Source organism: Microbacterium sp. HMH0099, from assembly GCF_049384025.1.
In the GTDB taxonomy this organism is placed as follows: Bacteria; Actinomycetota; Actinomycetes; order Actinomycetales; family Microbacteriaceae; genus Microbacterium.
Map to the genome: position 1 here is coordinate 34,090 of NZ_JBMRJR010000001.1, position 15,178 is coordinate 49,267.

At 73.4% G+C, this 15,178-nt stretch carries 12 protein-coding genes; 6 read left to right on the forward strand and 6 right to left on the reverse strand.

Features of this window, described 5'->3' with window-relative positions; translation table 11 throughout:
• Positions 1-16: 16 nt before the first annotated feature.
• The 4 genes from ACO03V_RS00135 to ACO03V_RS00150 all read right to left on the reverse strand — a co-directional run bounded on the left by ACO03V_RS00135 (position 17) and on the right by ACO03V_RS00150 (position 3,602).
• Positions 17-166, reverse strand: coding sequence for a hypothetical protein (locus ACO03V_RS00135; RefSeq protein WP_367733019.1), 150 nt, complete (start codon positions 164-166; stop codon positions 17-19).
• Between the two features lie 56 nt (positions 167-222).
• The gene (xylB, locus tag ACO03V_RS00140) at positions 223-1,614 is read right to left on the reverse strand and encodes a xylulokinase (protein WP_423136140.1); all 1,392 of its coding nucleotides are present in this window, start codon (positions 1,612-1,614) and stop codon (positions 223-225) included.
• Positions 1,615-1,732: 118 nt separating this feature from the next.
• Positions 1,733-2,920: a xylose isomerase gene (xylA, locus tag ACO03V_RS00145; protein WP_387052739.1), complete on the reverse strand. Its 1,188-nt coding sequence runs from the start codon at positions 2,918-2,920 to the stop codon at positions 1,733-1,735.
• Positions 2,921-3,116: 196 nt separating this feature from the next.
• Complete coding sequence (locus ACO03V_RS00150) at positions 3,117-3,602, reverse strand: glutathione peroxidase (protein WP_423136141.1); 486 nt, start codon at positions 3,600-3,602, stop codon at positions 3,117-3,119.
• Positions 3,603-3,687: 85 nt separating this feature from the next.
• Between ACO03V_RS00150 and ACO03V_RS00155 the strand changes: the two genes are divergently transcribed.
• Positions 3,688-4,848 (forward strand): ROK family transcriptional regulator, encoded by a 1,161-nt coding sequence (locus ACO03V_RS00155; RefSeq protein ID WP_423136142.1) that lies wholly within the window; start codon positions 3,688-3,690, stop codon positions 4,846-4,848.
• 324 nt (positions 4,849-5,172) lie between these two features.
• A complete protein-coding gene (locus ACO03V_RS00160; RefSeq protein ID WP_423136143.1) occupies positions 5,173-6,420 on the forward strand; it encodes a D-arabinono-1,4-lactone oxidase in 1,248 nt (415 codons plus the stop codon).
• Between the two features lie 39 nt (positions 6,421-6,459).
• Here ACO03V_RS00160 and ACO03V_RS00165 read toward each other — a convergent pair whose 3' ends face one another.
• Entirely contained in the window at positions 6,460-8,118 is a 1,659-nt protein-coding gene (locus ACO03V_RS00165) for an alpha-amylase family protein (protein ID WP_423136144.1), read from the reverse strand.
• Positions 8,119-8,395: 277 nt separating this feature from the next.
• On the opposite strand from ACO03V_RS00165, the gene ACO03V_RS00170 reads away from it, so the two are divergent.
• The 4 genes from ACO03V_RS00170 to ACO03V_RS00185 all read left to right on the forward strand — a co-directional run bounded on the left by ACO03V_RS00170 (position 8,396) and on the right by ACO03V_RS00185 (position 13,348).
• On the forward strand, positions 8,396-9,298 hold the full coding sequence (locus tag ACO03V_RS00170) for an SDR family oxidoreductase (protein ID WP_423136145.1): 903 nt from the start codon (positions 8,396-8,398) through the stop codon (positions 9,296-9,298).
• 635 nt (positions 9,299-9,933) lie between these two features.
• Complete coding sequence (locus ACO03V_RS00175) at positions 9,934-11,349, forward strand: alpha/beta fold hydrolase (protein ID WP_423136146.1); 1,416 nt, start codon at positions 9,934-9,936, stop codon at positions 11,347-11,349.
• Positions 11,346-12,893: a GMC family oxidoreductase gene (locus ACO03V_RS00180; RefSeq protein ID WP_423136147.1), complete on the forward strand. Its 1,548-nt coding sequence runs from the start codon at positions 11,346-11,348 to the stop codon at positions 12,891-12,893. The genes ACO03V_RS00175 and ACO03V_RS00180 overlap by 4 nt, the downstream gene beginning before the upstream one ends.
• Before the next feature lie 110 nt (positions 12,894-13,003).
• The gene (locus ACO03V_RS00185; protein WP_367732998.1) at positions 13,004-13,348 is read left to right on the forward strand and encodes a LysR family transcriptional regulator; all 345 of its coding nucleotides are present in this window, start codon (positions 13,004-13,006) and stop codon (positions 13,346-13,348) included.
• A gap of 76 nt (positions 13,349-13,424) precedes the next feature.
• Here the strand turns inward: ACO03V_RS00185 and ACO03V_RS00190 are convergent, their stop codons facing one another.
• Positions 13,425-15,065, reverse strand: coding sequence for an ABC-F family ATP-binding cassette domain-containing protein (locus tag ACO03V_RS00190; protein ID WP_423136148.1), 1,641 nt, complete (start codon positions 15,063-15,065; stop codon positions 13,425-13,427).
• Between the last annotated feature and the right edge of the window lie 113 nt (positions 15,066-15,178).

A 15,178-nucleotide genomic window follows, 5' to 3' on the forward strand; every position in this document is an offset into this window, starting at 1 on the left:
CCGGCCGTCATCCGCCTCAGCCGGAGGCCGCGGGGACGTACCGGGGCAGGCCGTCGGCCTCGCCGTCGCGGGTCCAGGTGAGTCCCTCGGCCTCGAGGAGGTCGGCGGCCTCGTCGACCTCGACGTCCCGGGTGTAGGTGGGTGCCTGCAGGCGGATGGTGGGCATGGGGCGACGCTAGGCCCGCCGACGCGGTCGTGCCGAGGTGGTTGACGCGGGCGGGATCACTCCGCCGCGCGCAGCGCCGCGACGACGTCGTAGCGGGCCCGGATCCCGGCACGGTGATCGGGAGTGACCGCGCGGGTGGTGGCCACCCGCCAGTCCATCGGACCGCCGGCAAGGACCCCCGCGGCCTGCCGCGCCGCGCCGAGCGCGACGTACTCCCCCGCGGCGGGCACGACGATCTCGGCGTCGAAGACCTGCGCGGCGATGCGCGCGACGCCCTCGTTGGCGGCGGCGCCACCGATGAGGAGGATGCGGTGGACCTCGACGCCCTGCGCCTGGATCGCCTCGAGGCCGACGGCGAGACCGCTCAGCATGCCCTCAATCGCGGCGCGCGCGAGATTCGGACGGGTCGTGGACGCCAGCGTGAGACCGGTCAGCGAGGCCTGGGCGTGCGGGAGGTTGGGCGTGCGCTCCCCCTCGAACCACGGCACGAGCACGACGCCGCCGGCGCCGGGCTCCGCCTGGAGGGCGAGCGCCCCGAGCTCGTCATGCGTCACGCCGAGGAGCGACGCGGTTGCATCCAGCACACGGGCGGCGTTGAGGGTCGCGACCAGCGGCAGGAAGCGGCCCGTCGCGTCGGCGAAGCCGGCGACCGTCCCGGTGGTGTCGCGGGTGGGCGCGTCGGCCACGGCGAAGACGGTGCCGGAGGTGCCGAGCGAGACGACGACGTCGCCGACGCCGGCGCCGAGCCCGAGGGCCGCGCCGGCGTTGTCGCCCGCGCCGGGTCCGACGAGGGCGCCGCCCGGGAGGGTGCCCGCGCTCTCCCACGGCGCGAGCACGCGCGGAAGCACGGCGTCATGACCGAGTGCGCGGCGGAAGAGGTCGAGGTCGTAGCCGTCGGCGCCCCAGTACGCGGTGCCCGACGCGTCGGAGCGGTCCGTCACCAGCTCGTCGAGCGCGGGGGCGTCCGGGCCGTAGCCGCGGAGGCGCCAGGTGAGCCAGTCGTGGGGCAGGGCGACCGCGGCGACCCGGGCGGCGTTGCCGGGCTCGGCGTCGCGCAGCCAGCGCAGCTTCGTGCCCGTGAAGGACGCCACCGGGACGGCGCCGGTGCGCTCCGCGTAGCCCTCGGCCCCCACCTCGTCGATGAGGTCGCGCGCGGCCTGCGCCGACCGCGTGTCGTTCCACAGCAGGGCGTCGCGGATGACGCGCCCGTCGGCGTCGAGCACGACCATGCCGTGCTGCTGCCCGGCGATCGACACCGCCGCGACATCGTCGAGGCCGCCGGCCTGCGCGATGGCCTCCTGCAGCGCGATCCACCACGCCTCGGGGTCGACGGAGGTGCCGGAGGGGTGCGAGGCCCGTCCTTCGCGCATCACCTGCCCGGTCTCGGCGTCGACCACGACGACCTTGCACGACTGCGTCGACGAGTCGACTCCCATGACGAGCGCCATGCTCTGCCCTTCTGCCTGCCCCGCGTCCTCGTCGGCGCAGGGTGTCCGTGATTCGTTCGTCTCCCGTCGGGAGGACGGCGCAGGACCCGGATGCCGCGGCATCCGGGTCCTGTCCGCGTCAGCGTGCGCCGAGCAGGTGCTCCGTCGCGAGCTGCTGCAGGCGGACGAAGCCGAAGCCCTTGCCGCCGAGGTACGCGTCCGCGTCGAAGTCCTCGTACGCCGAACGGTCGGCGAGGAAGTCGTCGTAGGTCTCGCCCTCGTTCAGCGTCGGCTGCGACAGCTCGAACACCTTGGCGGCCTCGAGGGCCTCCTGCACCTCGGGGTCGGCGCGGAAGGCCGCGGCCCGCTCCTTGAGCAGCAGGTAGGTGTTCATGTTCGCCGAGACCGAGTCCCAGACACCGGTCTCGTCCTCGGTGCGCGAGGGCTTGTAGTCGAAGTGACGGGGGCCGTCGTACGCGGGGACACCGCCGGGGCCGCCGTTCTCGAGCAGGTCGACGAGGGCGAAGGCGTTGTGGAGGTCGCCGTGGCCGAAGACGAGGTCCTGGTCGTACTTGATGCCGCGCTGGCCGTTCAGGTCGATGTGGAAGAGCTTGCCGTGGTACAGCGCCTGGGCGATGCCGGCGGCGAAGTTCAGGCCCGCCATCTGCTCGTGCCCGACCTCGGGGTTGAGGCCGACGAGCTCGGGGCGCTCGAGCGAGTCGATGAACGCGATCGCGTGGCCGAGCGTCGGCAGCAGGATGTCGCCGCGGGGCTCGTTCGGCTTGGGCTCGATGGCGAAGCGGATGTCGTAGCCCTTGTCGGTGACGTAGTCGCCGAGCAGGTTGACGGCCTCGCGGTAGCGCTCGAGGGCCTGGCGGATGTCCTTCGCGGAGTCGTACTCGGCGCCCTCGCGGCCGCCCCACATGACGAAGGTCTTGGCGCCCAGCTCGGCGGCGAGGTCGAGGTTGCGCAGGACCTTACGGAGGGCGAAGCGACGCACCTGGCGGTCGTTCGAGGTGAAGCCGCCGTCCTTGAAGACCGGGGCCGAGAACAGGTTGGTCGTGACCATCGGGGTGACGATGCCGGTGGCATCCATCGCGCCCTTCAGGCGGTCGATCTGGGTCTGACGCTCGGCGTCGGTCGAGCCGAAGGCGAAGAGGTCGTCGTCGTGGAAGGTGAGCCCGTACGCGCCGAGCTCGGCCAGCTTCTCCACGACGTGCACGACGTCGAGCGGCTTGCGGGTCGGGCCGCCGAAGGGGTCGGTGCCGTTGTAGCCGACGGTCCAGAGTCCGAACGAGAACTTGTCATCGCGGGTGGGGGTGGGCATTCCTGCTCCTTCGCATGGACGCACGCGTGCACCGGGGCGCACATCGGGTTTGTTGGTGTTCACAACATATACCCCGGATGCCGCTGCGTCCAGGCCCCGATTCCCGGTTCCTCCCGCGGTGACTTGGCGCAGATGTTCGCGCCGGGGGCCTCGCCGCGTACATGTGCGCCACGTCAGCGCCCTGGGTGAGCGGCGGTCAGCGCGGGAGGGCGTCCTCGATGGCGGCGACCACCTCGTCGGCGTCCGGCTTGACCCGCGGGCTGAATCGCACGACGCGCCCGTCCGGGCTGACGACGAACTTCTCGAAGTTCCACGAGATGCGCCCGGTCTTGCCCTCGGCATCCGGGACCGAGGTCAGCTCCTTGTACAGCGGATGGGCGTGGCGCCCGTTGACGCGCACGCGCTCGGACATCGGGAAGGTGACCCCCCACGTCGCCGAGCAGTACTCCGCGATCTTGTCCTCGTCGCCCAGCTCCTGCAGGAACTGGTTGCTGGGGAAGCCGATGACCGTGAAGCCGCGGTCGCCGAAGCGCCGGTGGAGCTCCTCGAGCTGCTCGTACTGCCCGACCAGTCCGCAGCGGGAGGCCACGTTCACCACGAGCGCCGCCTTCCCCTCCGTGAGGTCGCCGTAGGTCGTCTGCTCGCCGCGGATGGTCGTGATCGGGATGCCGGAAAGGTCCATCCCCGCATCCTGGCACCGGTTCCTCGGGGCGGGGTGGGAGTTGCGCGGGCCGGCGGGAGCGGACGCGCGTGGCAAGGTGGGACCCATGGTCAGCGTGGGCACCCGGGGCGACGGCATGCGTCGCGCCAACCTGGCCCTCGTGCTGCGGACCGTCCATCAGCAGGGGCCGCGCTCGCGCTCGGCGCTCACGGGGGCCACCGGTCTGAACCGGTCCACGATCGCCGACCTCGTCAACGAGCTGTCGCGCCAGGGCCTCGTCGTCGAACGCGCCGCCGACCCCGACGGCCGCGTCGGCCGCCCCTCCCCCACCGTCGCCCCGCATCCGGACGTCGCCGCCGTCGCCGTGAACCCGGAGGTCGACGCGCTGGAAATCGCCGCGATCGGCCTCGACGGCACGATCCTCGTCCGCGAGCGTCTGCCCCAGGACACGCTGCTCACCCCGGAACGCACCGCCGACCTCGTCGGCGAGCGGCTGACCGCCTGGCGACAGGGACCGCTGCGCTCGACGCGGCTCGTCGGGGCGGGCATCGCCGTGCCGGGGCCCGTCCGCGCGTCCGACGGCATGGTCCGCGAGGCCCCGCACCTGCACTGGACCGACGCCGCGATCGGCGCCCTCGTCAGCCGGTCGACGGGCCTGGACGCCCACGTCGCCAACGACGCGGCCCTCGGCGCACGGGCGGAGCACCTCTTCGGCGCCGCGCGCGGCGTGAACGACGTCGTCTACCTCAACGGCGGCGCGAGCGGCATCGGCGGCGCCGTCATCGCCGGTGGCGCACCCCTCGGCGGAGCCGGCGGCTACGCCGGCGAGTTCGGCCAGAACCGTCCGGGCATCGTCGACGAGGGCGACCGCCGGGTGCCCGGCGGCGTGCTCGAGGACGAGGTCAGCCGCGCGCTGCTCCTGGCCGCCGTCGGCCGGGACCACGGCGACGACGTCGAGCTCGCCGACGCCCTCACCGCGTCCGAGGACCCCCGCGTGCGGGCCGAGACCGCGCGGCAGCTCCGCATCCTCGCGACGGCCCTGGCCAACGCGGCGAACGCCCTCAACCCGGCGGTCATCGTGCTCGGCGGCTTCCTCGCCGTGCTCGCCTCCCTCGACCTCGACGGCCTCGACGCCGCGGTGCGCGCGCAGACGATGCCCGCGTGCGCGGACGACCTGCGCATCGCCGTGGCCGAGCTGGGCGGACGGCGGCTGCTCGTCGGCGCGGCCGAGGCCGTCTTCGAGGCCGCGCTGTTCTCGCCGTTGTGACGGCGGAGGGAGGGGATGCGGCGGAGGGAGGATGCCAGCGGCATCCAGGGTCCTCCGCCCCCGACATCACCTCCGCTGCCCGACGCGCGGTCACCACGGCGGAGGGAGGGGATGCGGCGACGGGAGGATGCCAGAGGCATCCAGGGTCCTCCGCTCCCGACATCACCTCCGCTGCCCGACGCGCGGTCACCACGGCGGAGGGAGGGGATGCGGCGACGGGAGGAGCCGAGCGGCATCCCTCGTCCTCCGCTCCCGACATCACCTCCGCCGCCCCGCGGCGGGGCAGGATGGGGAGTCGGCAAGGATGCACGGAGGAGACCGAAGATGATCCAGACACGAGAGCCGGGCGCGACCTGGTCGGGCAATCACCGGTACGCGGCCGAGAAGGTGCTGCTGCCGAGCGACCTCGACGAGCTCGCCGCGGTGGTGGCATCCACGCCGTCCCTGCGCGTGCAGGCGACCCGTCACACGTTCAACGACATCGCGGACGCCGACACCGCTCTCGTCTCGCTCGAGCGCCTGCCCGTCCGGATCGAGATCGACGGCGACCGTGTGCGCGTCGAGGGGCTGGTCACCTTCGCCGAGCTGGCTCCGGTCCTCGAGGCCGAGGGGCGCGCGCTGCACAACCTCGGCTCGCTGCCGCACATCTCCGTCGTCGGCGCGACCGCGACGGGCACGCACGGCTCCGGCCTGCGCAACGGCAACCTCTCGAGCGCCCTGCGGGCGGTGGAGATCATGGATGCCGCCGGCGGCATACGTCGATTCGAGGCGGGTGAGCCGCTGTTTCCGGCCGCCGCGCTGAGCCTGGGCGCGCTGGGCGTCGTCACCGCTGTCGAGCTGCGGACCGAGCCCACCTACGCGGTGACCCAGGAGGCGTTCACCGGGGTCGCGTGGGACGACATCGTCGGCGACGTCGAGCGGGTGTTCGGCGGGGCGCGCAGCGTCAGCGTCTTCACCACCTGGGGCGAGCCGGCGCACGACCTCGTGTGGGCCAAGAGCGACGACGGCGACCTGTCGTGGGTCGAGGCGCTCGGCGGGCGTCCCGTCGGCGACGACATTCACCTGGGTCGCATCCGCACCGTCGACAACACGACGCCGCGGGGCACGGCGGGACCGTGGCACACGCGTCTGCCGCACTTCCGCGCCGACGCCCTGCCCAGCGACGGGGACGAGATCCAGAGCGAGTACTTCGTCCCGCTCGCCTCCGCCCGCGAAGCGCTGGCGGCCGTCCGCGATCTGGCATCCACCATCGACCCCCACCTGCTGGTCACCGAGCTGCGCACCGTCGCCGCGGACGAGCTGTGGCTGAGCCCGGCCTACCGGCGCGACGTGATGGCGATCCACTTCACCTGGCGGAACGACACCGACGGCGTCCTGTCGGTGCTGCCCGCGATCGAGGAGGCGCTCGCCCCCTTCGACGCGCGACCGCACTGGGGCAAGGCCTTCACGATGCCCGGGGAGCGGATCCGGTCGACGCTCCCGCACGTCGAGGACTTCCTCGCCGCGGCTCGCGAGGCCGACCCGCGCGGGGTCTTCCGCAACGACTACCTGCGGCGGACCCTCGGTCTCTAACGGCGCCGCCGGACCGGGCACGGCGCCGCGGCACGCGCCTCAGGCGATGCGGCGCTCCCCCGGCCGGATGACGCGCCACCAGCGGTGGCCGTAGCCGTCGAGGGCGACGTCGATGCCGCCGTCCGTGATCTCCTCGGTGCCGGCGCCGTCGGAGAGGAGGTCGACGACGCTCCAACCGGTGGCATCCATCCCCTCGATCTCCAGGCGGAACGTGCGCCCGTCGGGGGCGAAGTTGTGCGCCGCGACGAACATGCCGAGCTCGCTCGTGACCGCGTGCGCGAGCACGCAGGAATGCGGCTGGTCCAGGATGGCGAGCTGACCCCACCCGATCTCCGGCGACGCGCGGTAATGCCGGACGAGGTTCTGGACGAACCGCAGCATCGACTCGGGGTCGTGGCGCTGCTGCGCGACGTTGACGTGCTGCGGACCGAAACCGCCGGGCACGACCTGCGCCACGAGGTCGTCGGCGGCGGCCCGTGAGAAGCCGGCGTCGTCGGCGCCGGTCCACTGCATCGGGGTGCGCACCGCCGCGCGACTGCCCTCGATCCGGGGGTTCTCCCCCATGCCGATCTCCTCGCCGTAGTAGAGCACCGGCGCCCCGGGCAGCGAGAAGATCAGGCTGTAGACCATGCGCACCCGGCGCGGGTCGCCCTCCAGCATCGAGGGCAGCCGGCGGGTGATCCCGCGGCCGTGGATGCGCTGGCCCTCGTTCGGCGCGAACGCCGCGAACACCTCGTCCCGCTCCCCCGGGCTGAGCTGATCGAGGGTCAGCTCGTCGTGGTTGCGGACGAAGTTCCCCCACTGGTTGCCGATCGCCAGCGCCGGGCGCGAGGCGAGCGCGTCGCGCAGCGGGGCGGCGTCCTGCCGGGCGAGCGCGAGGTAGAGCCGCTGGTTGGCGACGAAGTCGAACTGCATGGTCAGCTCGTCGCCGTCCGCACCGCCGAAGAAGAGCATCTGCTCGTCATAGGGGAGGTTGACCTCGCCGAGCATCATGGCGTGCCCGCTGCGCCGCGAGACGTACCCCCGCAGGGTGCGGAGGAACTCGTGCTCGGGCCCGTCGTCGCCGTCGATGAGATGCGGGACGGCATCCACGCGGAACCCGTCGATGCCGAGCTCGAGCCAGAAGCCGATCGCCTTGGCGATCTCCTCCCGCACCTCGGGGTGGTCGGTCGCCAGGTCGGGCTGATGCCGGTAGAAGGAGTGCTTGTAGTACTGCCCGGCCGTCTCGTCGAAGAACCAGACGCCGTCCTCGACGTCGGGGAACATGCTCGCGGGGGCGTCCTCGGGCACATCGTCGCGCCACTGGTAGAAGTGGCGGTAGCGGCTGTCGCGGCTCGTCCGCGCGTCCTGGAACCACGGATGCTGATCGGACGTGTGGTTCACGACGAGGTCGACGATCACGCGCATGCCGCGGTCGTGCGCCGTGCGCAGCACCTCGACCATGTCGCCGAGCGAGCCGTAGCGCGGGTCGACGCCGTAATAGTCCTCGATGTCGTAGCCGTTGTCGCGCTGCGGCGACGGGTAGAACGGCGCGAGCCACACGCACGTGACGCCGAGCTCGGCGAGGTGGTCCAGCCGCTGGGCGAGGCCCCGGAGGTCGCCGACGCCGTCGTCATCGGCATCCAGGTACGTCTTGACGTCGAGGTTGTAGAAGACCGCGGTCTTCCACCACAGGTCGCTCGTGTCGGTGAGCCTCATGACGCCGTCCCCGTCCGGACGGCGGCGCGGTGCGGGCGGGGCGGGGTGGTCGTCATCGGAGCCCTCTTCTCGGGAGCGGTGGCGGCTGGTCCCTTCCGTGTCTACCCGGGTGAGGTGTCAGGGACGGGCGGCTTGCCCGCGGCCGCGTGCGCGTGCTTCGCTCCGCCGGGGGCGTCGTGTCGCGGAGTCGCCGGGTCGTGAATGGCCGTCGGTCACCGCGGCATCCGGATTCGTCAAGGGCGGGCGACGGATGCCACCGGCTCCCTAGCGTCGAAGGATGAGCAGCGAACGCGACCAGTACACCTTCGACAACCCCGTCACCCGCTACGACCGCGTCGAGCCGCCCGTCCAGCACCAGCCGGAGCCGGGCGTGCAGGCCGACATGACGCCCGTGCCCGACCTCGGCGAGGAGACGTACCGCGGGCTCGGCCGCCTCGTCGGCCGCAAGGCCCTCATCACCGGCGGCGATTCCGGGATCGGCGGCGCCGTCGCCATCGCGTTCGCCCGCGAGGGCGCCGACGTCGCCATCGTGCACCTGCCGGACGAGCAGCGCGACGCCGACCACGTCCTCCAGCACGTGCGCGCCGCCGGTCGCACCGGCGTGTCCATCGCCGCGGACATCTCCGAGCCGGCGGCCTGCCGCGACCTCGTCGCCCGCGCGGTCGAGGAGCTGGGCGGCCTCGACATCCTCGTGAACAACGCCGGCAAGCAGGTCATGGTCGAGAAGGTCGACGACCTCTCCGACGAGCAGTTCGAGCTGACGTTCCGCACGAACGTCTTCGCGCCGTTCTGGATCACGAAGGCGGCGCTCGCGCACCTGCCCGAGGGCGGCACCATCATCAACACCGCGTCCCTCGAGGCGTACAAGCCGGCGCCCGACCGCCTGGACTACGCCGCGACGAAGGCGGCGATCAACAACCTGTCGAAGGGACTCGCTCAGCAGCTGGCACCCCGTGGCATCCGGGTCAACGTCGTCGCCCCCGGGCCCACCTGGTCGGCGCTGCAGGTCAGCCAGGGCGTGTCGGACGAGCAGATGAAGGCGTTCGACGACGAGAGCACCTACCAGCGCGCCGGCCAGCCCGCCGAGATCGCGCCCGCCTTCGTGTTCCTCGCCTCCGCGGAGTCGAGCTACGTATCGGGCGAGACGCTGAACGTGAACGGCGGCATGGTCACGCCGTGAGCGCGACGCCTCGCTCGCCGGTCTGCTGAGATCCAGGGGCGGCGGCGGGGGTCCCTGCCTCGCCGAACTCCTGAGTTGAGCGGCGGGCGGCCCGCCGGGCCCGGGGGCCGCTTACTCGCCGAACTCCTGACGCCCGGCCCCCGGCCCGGGATCCTTCACTCGCCGAACTCCTGAGTTCCGCGGTGCCCGGGCGCGTCGCGCCCGAATTCCCGCGGCAATCCCGCGTCCCCGGCGGCGGATCTCCGGAGTTCGGCGGGCGCCCCACCGCCCCGGGCACGCCCCACCGCGGCCGGGACTCCGGAGTTCGACGAGCGCCCCGCCGCCCCGGGCAGCACCCACCGCGGCCGGAACTCCGGAGTTCGGCGAGCCGCCCGCCGCCCCGGGCACGCCCCACCGCGGCCGGAACTCCGGAGTTCGACGAGCGCCCCGCCGCCCCCGGGGCAGCACCCACCGCGGCCGGAACTCCGGAGTTCGGCGAGCGCCCGCCGCCCCCGGGGCAGCACCCACCGCGGCCGGAATCGAGGAGTCCGGCGAGCGGCCCGCGGCATCCACTCCCGCCGTCACCGGCACTTGCGCAAAACGGCCCGGATTGCAAGCGGCCCATTCCGCTCGATCCGGTGAGCGAGCGTGAGGATATGCCCATCACGAACGACGGCCCCGGCGGGGCGCCCGTCACCCTCTACCTGCTGCACGCGCTCGGCGCGAGCGCCGACTCCTTCGCACGCCTCCGCACGGAGCTCGCCGGCCGCGTCCACGTCGAGGGCATCGACCTCCCGGGCTTCGGGTCGGCCGCGGACGCCGCGGACACCTCCATCGAGGCGACTCTCGAGCACGTGATCGGCGTCCTCGCGGCGCACCGCGGCGGCCGTTGGATGCTCGGCGGCCACAGCATGGGCGGCAAGATCGCCGCGCTCGTGGCCGCGCGCACGATGCGGGGCGAGGCCGGTCTGTTCGGGCTGAGCGGGATGGTACTGATGGCCCCGTCGCCGCCCCGCCCCGAGCCGATGGACGAGGAGCGCCGCGCGCTCATGCTCTCGTGGGTCGCCGAGGGCGGGCTGTCCGACGACGACGCGCAGACCTTCCTCGACCAGAACACCGCGCGTCCGCTCGATCCCGACGCCCACGCGCTCGCGCTGGCCGACCTGCGACGCACGTCCCCGGCGGCGTGGCGCGCCTGGCTCGAGACCGGGAGCCGCGTGGATGCCATCGACGAGGTCGGCCGTCTCGACCTCCCCGTCCTGGTGCTCGCGGGGACGGACGACGCCGATCTCGGCGCCCACGCTCAGCCGGGCCTGCTCGCCGATGTGTACCCCCGCGCGCGGTTCCACCCCCTCGCCGAGACGGGGCACCTCATCCCGCTGGAGCGCGCCCCCGAGGCATCCACCGCCATCGCCCGCTTCGTGGAGGACGAGGTCCTCGTCGGCCCCGTCGTCCCGGACGACTGGGCGCAGCTCATCGCCGGCGACCGCGTCGACGACCGCGTGCGCGGCACCCTCGGCCGCCGCGCCGTTCCCGACGACCGGGGGTACGCCCCGCAGGTGCTGGACGTCGCGCAGCTGACGCTGCTCCGGGAGATCGCCGACCTCGCCGTGCCCCAGGACGGCCCCTCGATCGACCTCGCCGGGCGCGTCGACGCGCAGCTCGCCCGCGGGGAGGGCGACGGCTGGCGCAACGCGACGCTGCCCCCCGACGTCGAGGCCTACCGCGCGGGTCTCGACACCCTCGCGCCGCTCTGGCCGACCGACCCTGCCGCCCGCGCCGACCTCCTGCGGCGTGCGATGGAGGGAGAGGGGGATGCCACCGGCCCCCTCGACCACCAGCAGCTGGCCGCGTGGCTCGAGGACGCCCGCGTCGATCTCGTGCGGCAGTGGCTGGCGCACCCCGCCAGCATGGCCCGCACGGGCTACGACGGCTTCGCCACCGGCGGGACGCGGCCGCTGCGCGGCTTCGTCCAGCTGACGATCGGCCGCCGCGAGGACTGGGAGCCGGCGGGCGTCGGCGGCACCGTCGACGAACAGCAGCACACCACCGGAGAGGCGGTCTCGGCATGAATCTCGACCGGATGCGCACGTACCCGCTCGACGACGTCGTGGACGTCGTCGTCATCGGCACCGGCGCCGGCGGCGCCCCCCTCACCGCTGAGTTCGCGAAGCGCGGACTGTCCGTCGTCGCGCTGGAGGCGGGTCGCCACTTCACGACCGACGACTTCACCCCCGACGAGCCGGAGTCCGTCGAGATCAACTGGATGTCGGACCGTCTCTCCGGCGGCGACGACGCCACCGCCTTCGGCCCGAACAACAGCGGCCGCGGCGTCGGCGGCTCCACCCTGCACTGGGGCGCGTTCACGCCGCGCCCGGACCGTCGCGACCTCGCCCTCCGCACCGAGTCCGGGGTCGGCCGCGACTGGCCGATCGACCCGGACGAGCTGCTGTCGTACGTCGAGCGGGTCGAGGGCGACATCGGCGTCTCGGGACAGACCCCCTACCCGTGGGATCCCGACCGCCGGTACGCGTACCCCGCAGCGGCCCGCAACGCCCCGGCGAACCTCGTCGCCCGCGGGTGCGAGGAGCTCGGCATCCGGTACGCCGACGCCCCCGCCGCCGTCCTGACCCGCGCCCGCCTGCAGGACCACTACGGCGAGCGCGGCGCCTGCATCAACTGCGGCGAGTGCCACCAGGGATGCCGGACGGATGCCAAGGCCTCCACCGCCAACACGTACCTGCCCGTGGCGGTCGATGCCGGCGCCGAGATCCGCGCGAACGCGATGGTGCACGGCATCGAGCGGGACGCGCGCGGGCACGTCGCCGCGGTCGTGTACCGGCAGGACGGTGTCGACAAGCGCCAGCGCACCCGCGCGCTCGTCCTGGCGGCGGGCGGCGTGGAGACGCCGCGTCTGCTGCTGCACACGGGGATCGCGAACGACAACGGTCAGGTGGGGCGGAACTTCCTCGCCCACGGCGCGACCCAGGTGTGGGGCCGGTTCGACGAGCCGGTGCGCGGTCACCGCGGGTACCCCTCGTCGCTCATCACCGAGGACATGATGCGTCCCGCCGACGCGGACTTCGCCGGCGGGTACCTCGTGCAGAGCCTCGGCGTGATGCCGTTGACCTTCGCGACGACGCTCGTGCGCGGCGGCGGCCTGTGGGGGCCGGAGCTGATGCAGCGCCTGGACCAGGCGCGGTTCATGGCGGGCATCGGCATCAACGCGGAGTGCCTGCCGTCGGACGACAACCGGCTGGAGCTGGTCGACGAGGTCGACGAGTACGGCATCCCGCGCGCCAGGGTCACGTTCACGGCGGGCGAGAACGAGAAGGCGATCGACCGTCACGCGACGGCGTTCATGCTGCGGGTGATGGAGGCGGCGGGGGCGCGCGAGACGATGGTCCTGGCCCGCTCGGCGCACACGATCGGCACGGCCCGGATGTCGGTGGACCCCTCCGACGGCGTGGTGGATGCCGACGGCCGCTCGCACGAGATCCCGAACCTGTGGATCTGCGACAACTCGGTCTTCCCGTCGGCGATCGCCGCGAATCCCGCGCTGACGATCATGGCGCTGTCCCTCCGCACGGCGGACCGCTTCCTCGCCGCCGCCTGACCGCCCCCGCCCGCCCGGCCCGCCCTCCCGCCACCGGGACCACGTGATCTCGGCGAGGACCTGCGGGCGGGCGGACGCGGTCCGCGACGAGGCACGGGAGAATGGATGCCATGAAGCTCGCGCACCTGGTCCGGTTCTCCGCCCTCGCCGAGGAGCTGCACTTCCCGCGCGCGGCCGCGAGCCTCGGCATCCCTCTCGCCTCGCTCTACACGACGATCGACAAGCTCGAGGAGGAGGTGGGGCAGCCGCTGGTGACGCGGACGCCGCCGACGCGGCTCACCCCCGCGGGCGAGCTGCTGCTCGAGGAGGCGCACGCGCGCATCGCCGACGCCCCGCCGCAGGCCGTCGCCGCGCCGAAGGTCCAGGGTGGGAAGGCGAAGGCGTCGAAGGGCACGGGCCGCGCGCCCATCGTGAAGGGGCAGCCCAAGCCGTACAAGAAGCGTCAGGGGCGCTGACCTCGCCTGTCAGCCACGCGGCCCCTCGGGGCTCACCCCCGCGCGGGGCTCATCTCCGCGTGCGGCCCCGCGCGGGTCAGACCTCGGAGACGGTTCCGGACTCGACGCGCCAGTGGCGGTCGGTCTGCACCGCCGCGAGCATGCGGCGGTCGTGGGTGACGAGAAGCAGGGTCCCGGTGTAGGACTCCAGCGCCTGCTCGAGCTGCTCGATCGCCGGGAGGTCGAGGTGGTTCGTCGGCTCGTCGAGCACGAGCACGTTGACACCGCGGGCCTGCAGCAGCGCGAGCCCGGCGCGCGTGCGCTCCCCCGGCGACAGACCGTCGACCGGACGCGTCACGTGGTCGGCCTTCAGCCCAAACTTCGCCAGCAGCGTCCGCACGTCGGCGGAGGTCATCTCGGGCACCAGCCCCTCGAACGTCTCGGCGAGGGGTCGCTCGCCCACGAGCAGCGACCGCGCCTGGTCGATCTCGCCGATCGCCACGCTCGAGCCCAGGCTCGCCGTGCCCTCGTCGGGCGTCTGGCGACCCAGGATGCCGCGGAGGAGCGTCGTCTTGCCGGCCCCGTTGGGGCCCGTGATGCCGATCCGCTCGCCGGCGTTCACCTGCAGCGACACGGGACCGAGGGTGAAGCCGCCCTGGCGGAACACCGCGCCCGACAACGTCGAGACGACCGAGCTGGACCGCGGCGCCGTCCCGATCGTGAACTCCAGCTGCCATTCCTTGCGCGGCTCCTCGACCTCCTCCAAGCGCGCGATGCGACTCTCCATCTGCCGGACCTTCTGCGCCTGCTTCTCGCTCGACTCCATCGACGCCTTGCGCCGGATCTTGTCGTTGTCGGGCGCCTTCTTCATCGCGTTGCGGACGCCCTGGCTCGACCACTCCCGCTGCGTCCGGGCGCGGGCGACGAGGTCGGCCTTCTTCTCGGCGAACTCGTCGTACTTCTCGCGGGCGTGCCGGCGGACCGTCGCCCGCTCCTCCAGATACGCGTCGTAGCCGCCGCCGTAGACGCGGTGGGTGTTCTGGGCGAGGTCGAGCTCGAGGACGCGGGTCACCGCTCGGGCCAGGAACTCCCGGTCGTGGCTGACGAGGACGACGCCTCCGCGCAGGCCGCGGACGAACGTTTCGAGGCGCTCGAGTCCGTCCAGATCGAGGTCGTTGGTCGGCTCGTCGAGCAGGGCGATGTCGAAGCGCGACAGCAGCAGCGCGGCGAGGCCGACGCGGGCGGCCTGACCGCCGGACAGTCCCGTCATCAGGGCGTCGGCGCCGACGGAGAGGCCGAGGTCGGCGAGGACGATCGGCATGCGCTCGTCCAGGTCGGCGGCGCCGCTGGCGAGCCAGCGCTCCAACGCCGTGGCGTAGGCGTCGTCGGCCCCGGGCACCGAGGGGTCGCCGAGGGCTGCGGCCGTGGCATCCATCTCCTGCGTCGCCGCGGCGCATCCGGTGCGACGGGCGATGTACGCGGCGACGGTCTCGCCGGGGACGCGCTCGTGCTCCTGCGGGAGCCACCCGACGAAGGCGTCGGCCGGCGCGAGGGAGACGGTGCCGGCCTGCGGGTCGTCGACGCCCGCGAGCAGGCGCAGGAGCGTCGACTTACCGGCCCCGTTGGCCCCGACGACGCCGACGACGTCGCCCGGCGCGACGGTGAGGTCGACCCCCTCGAAGAGCGTGCGGTGTCCGTAGCCCCCGGCGAGGCCCTGTGCGACGAGGGTGGCGGTCATCCCTCGATTCTCGCAGGCCCGTCGCCGCGGCCCTGCGTCCCGGCCTTCGGGCGCTCCCGCCAGTAAACGCTCCCTCGTGGCGGAAACGCCGTGCCACGTCGTGTCCACCGGCG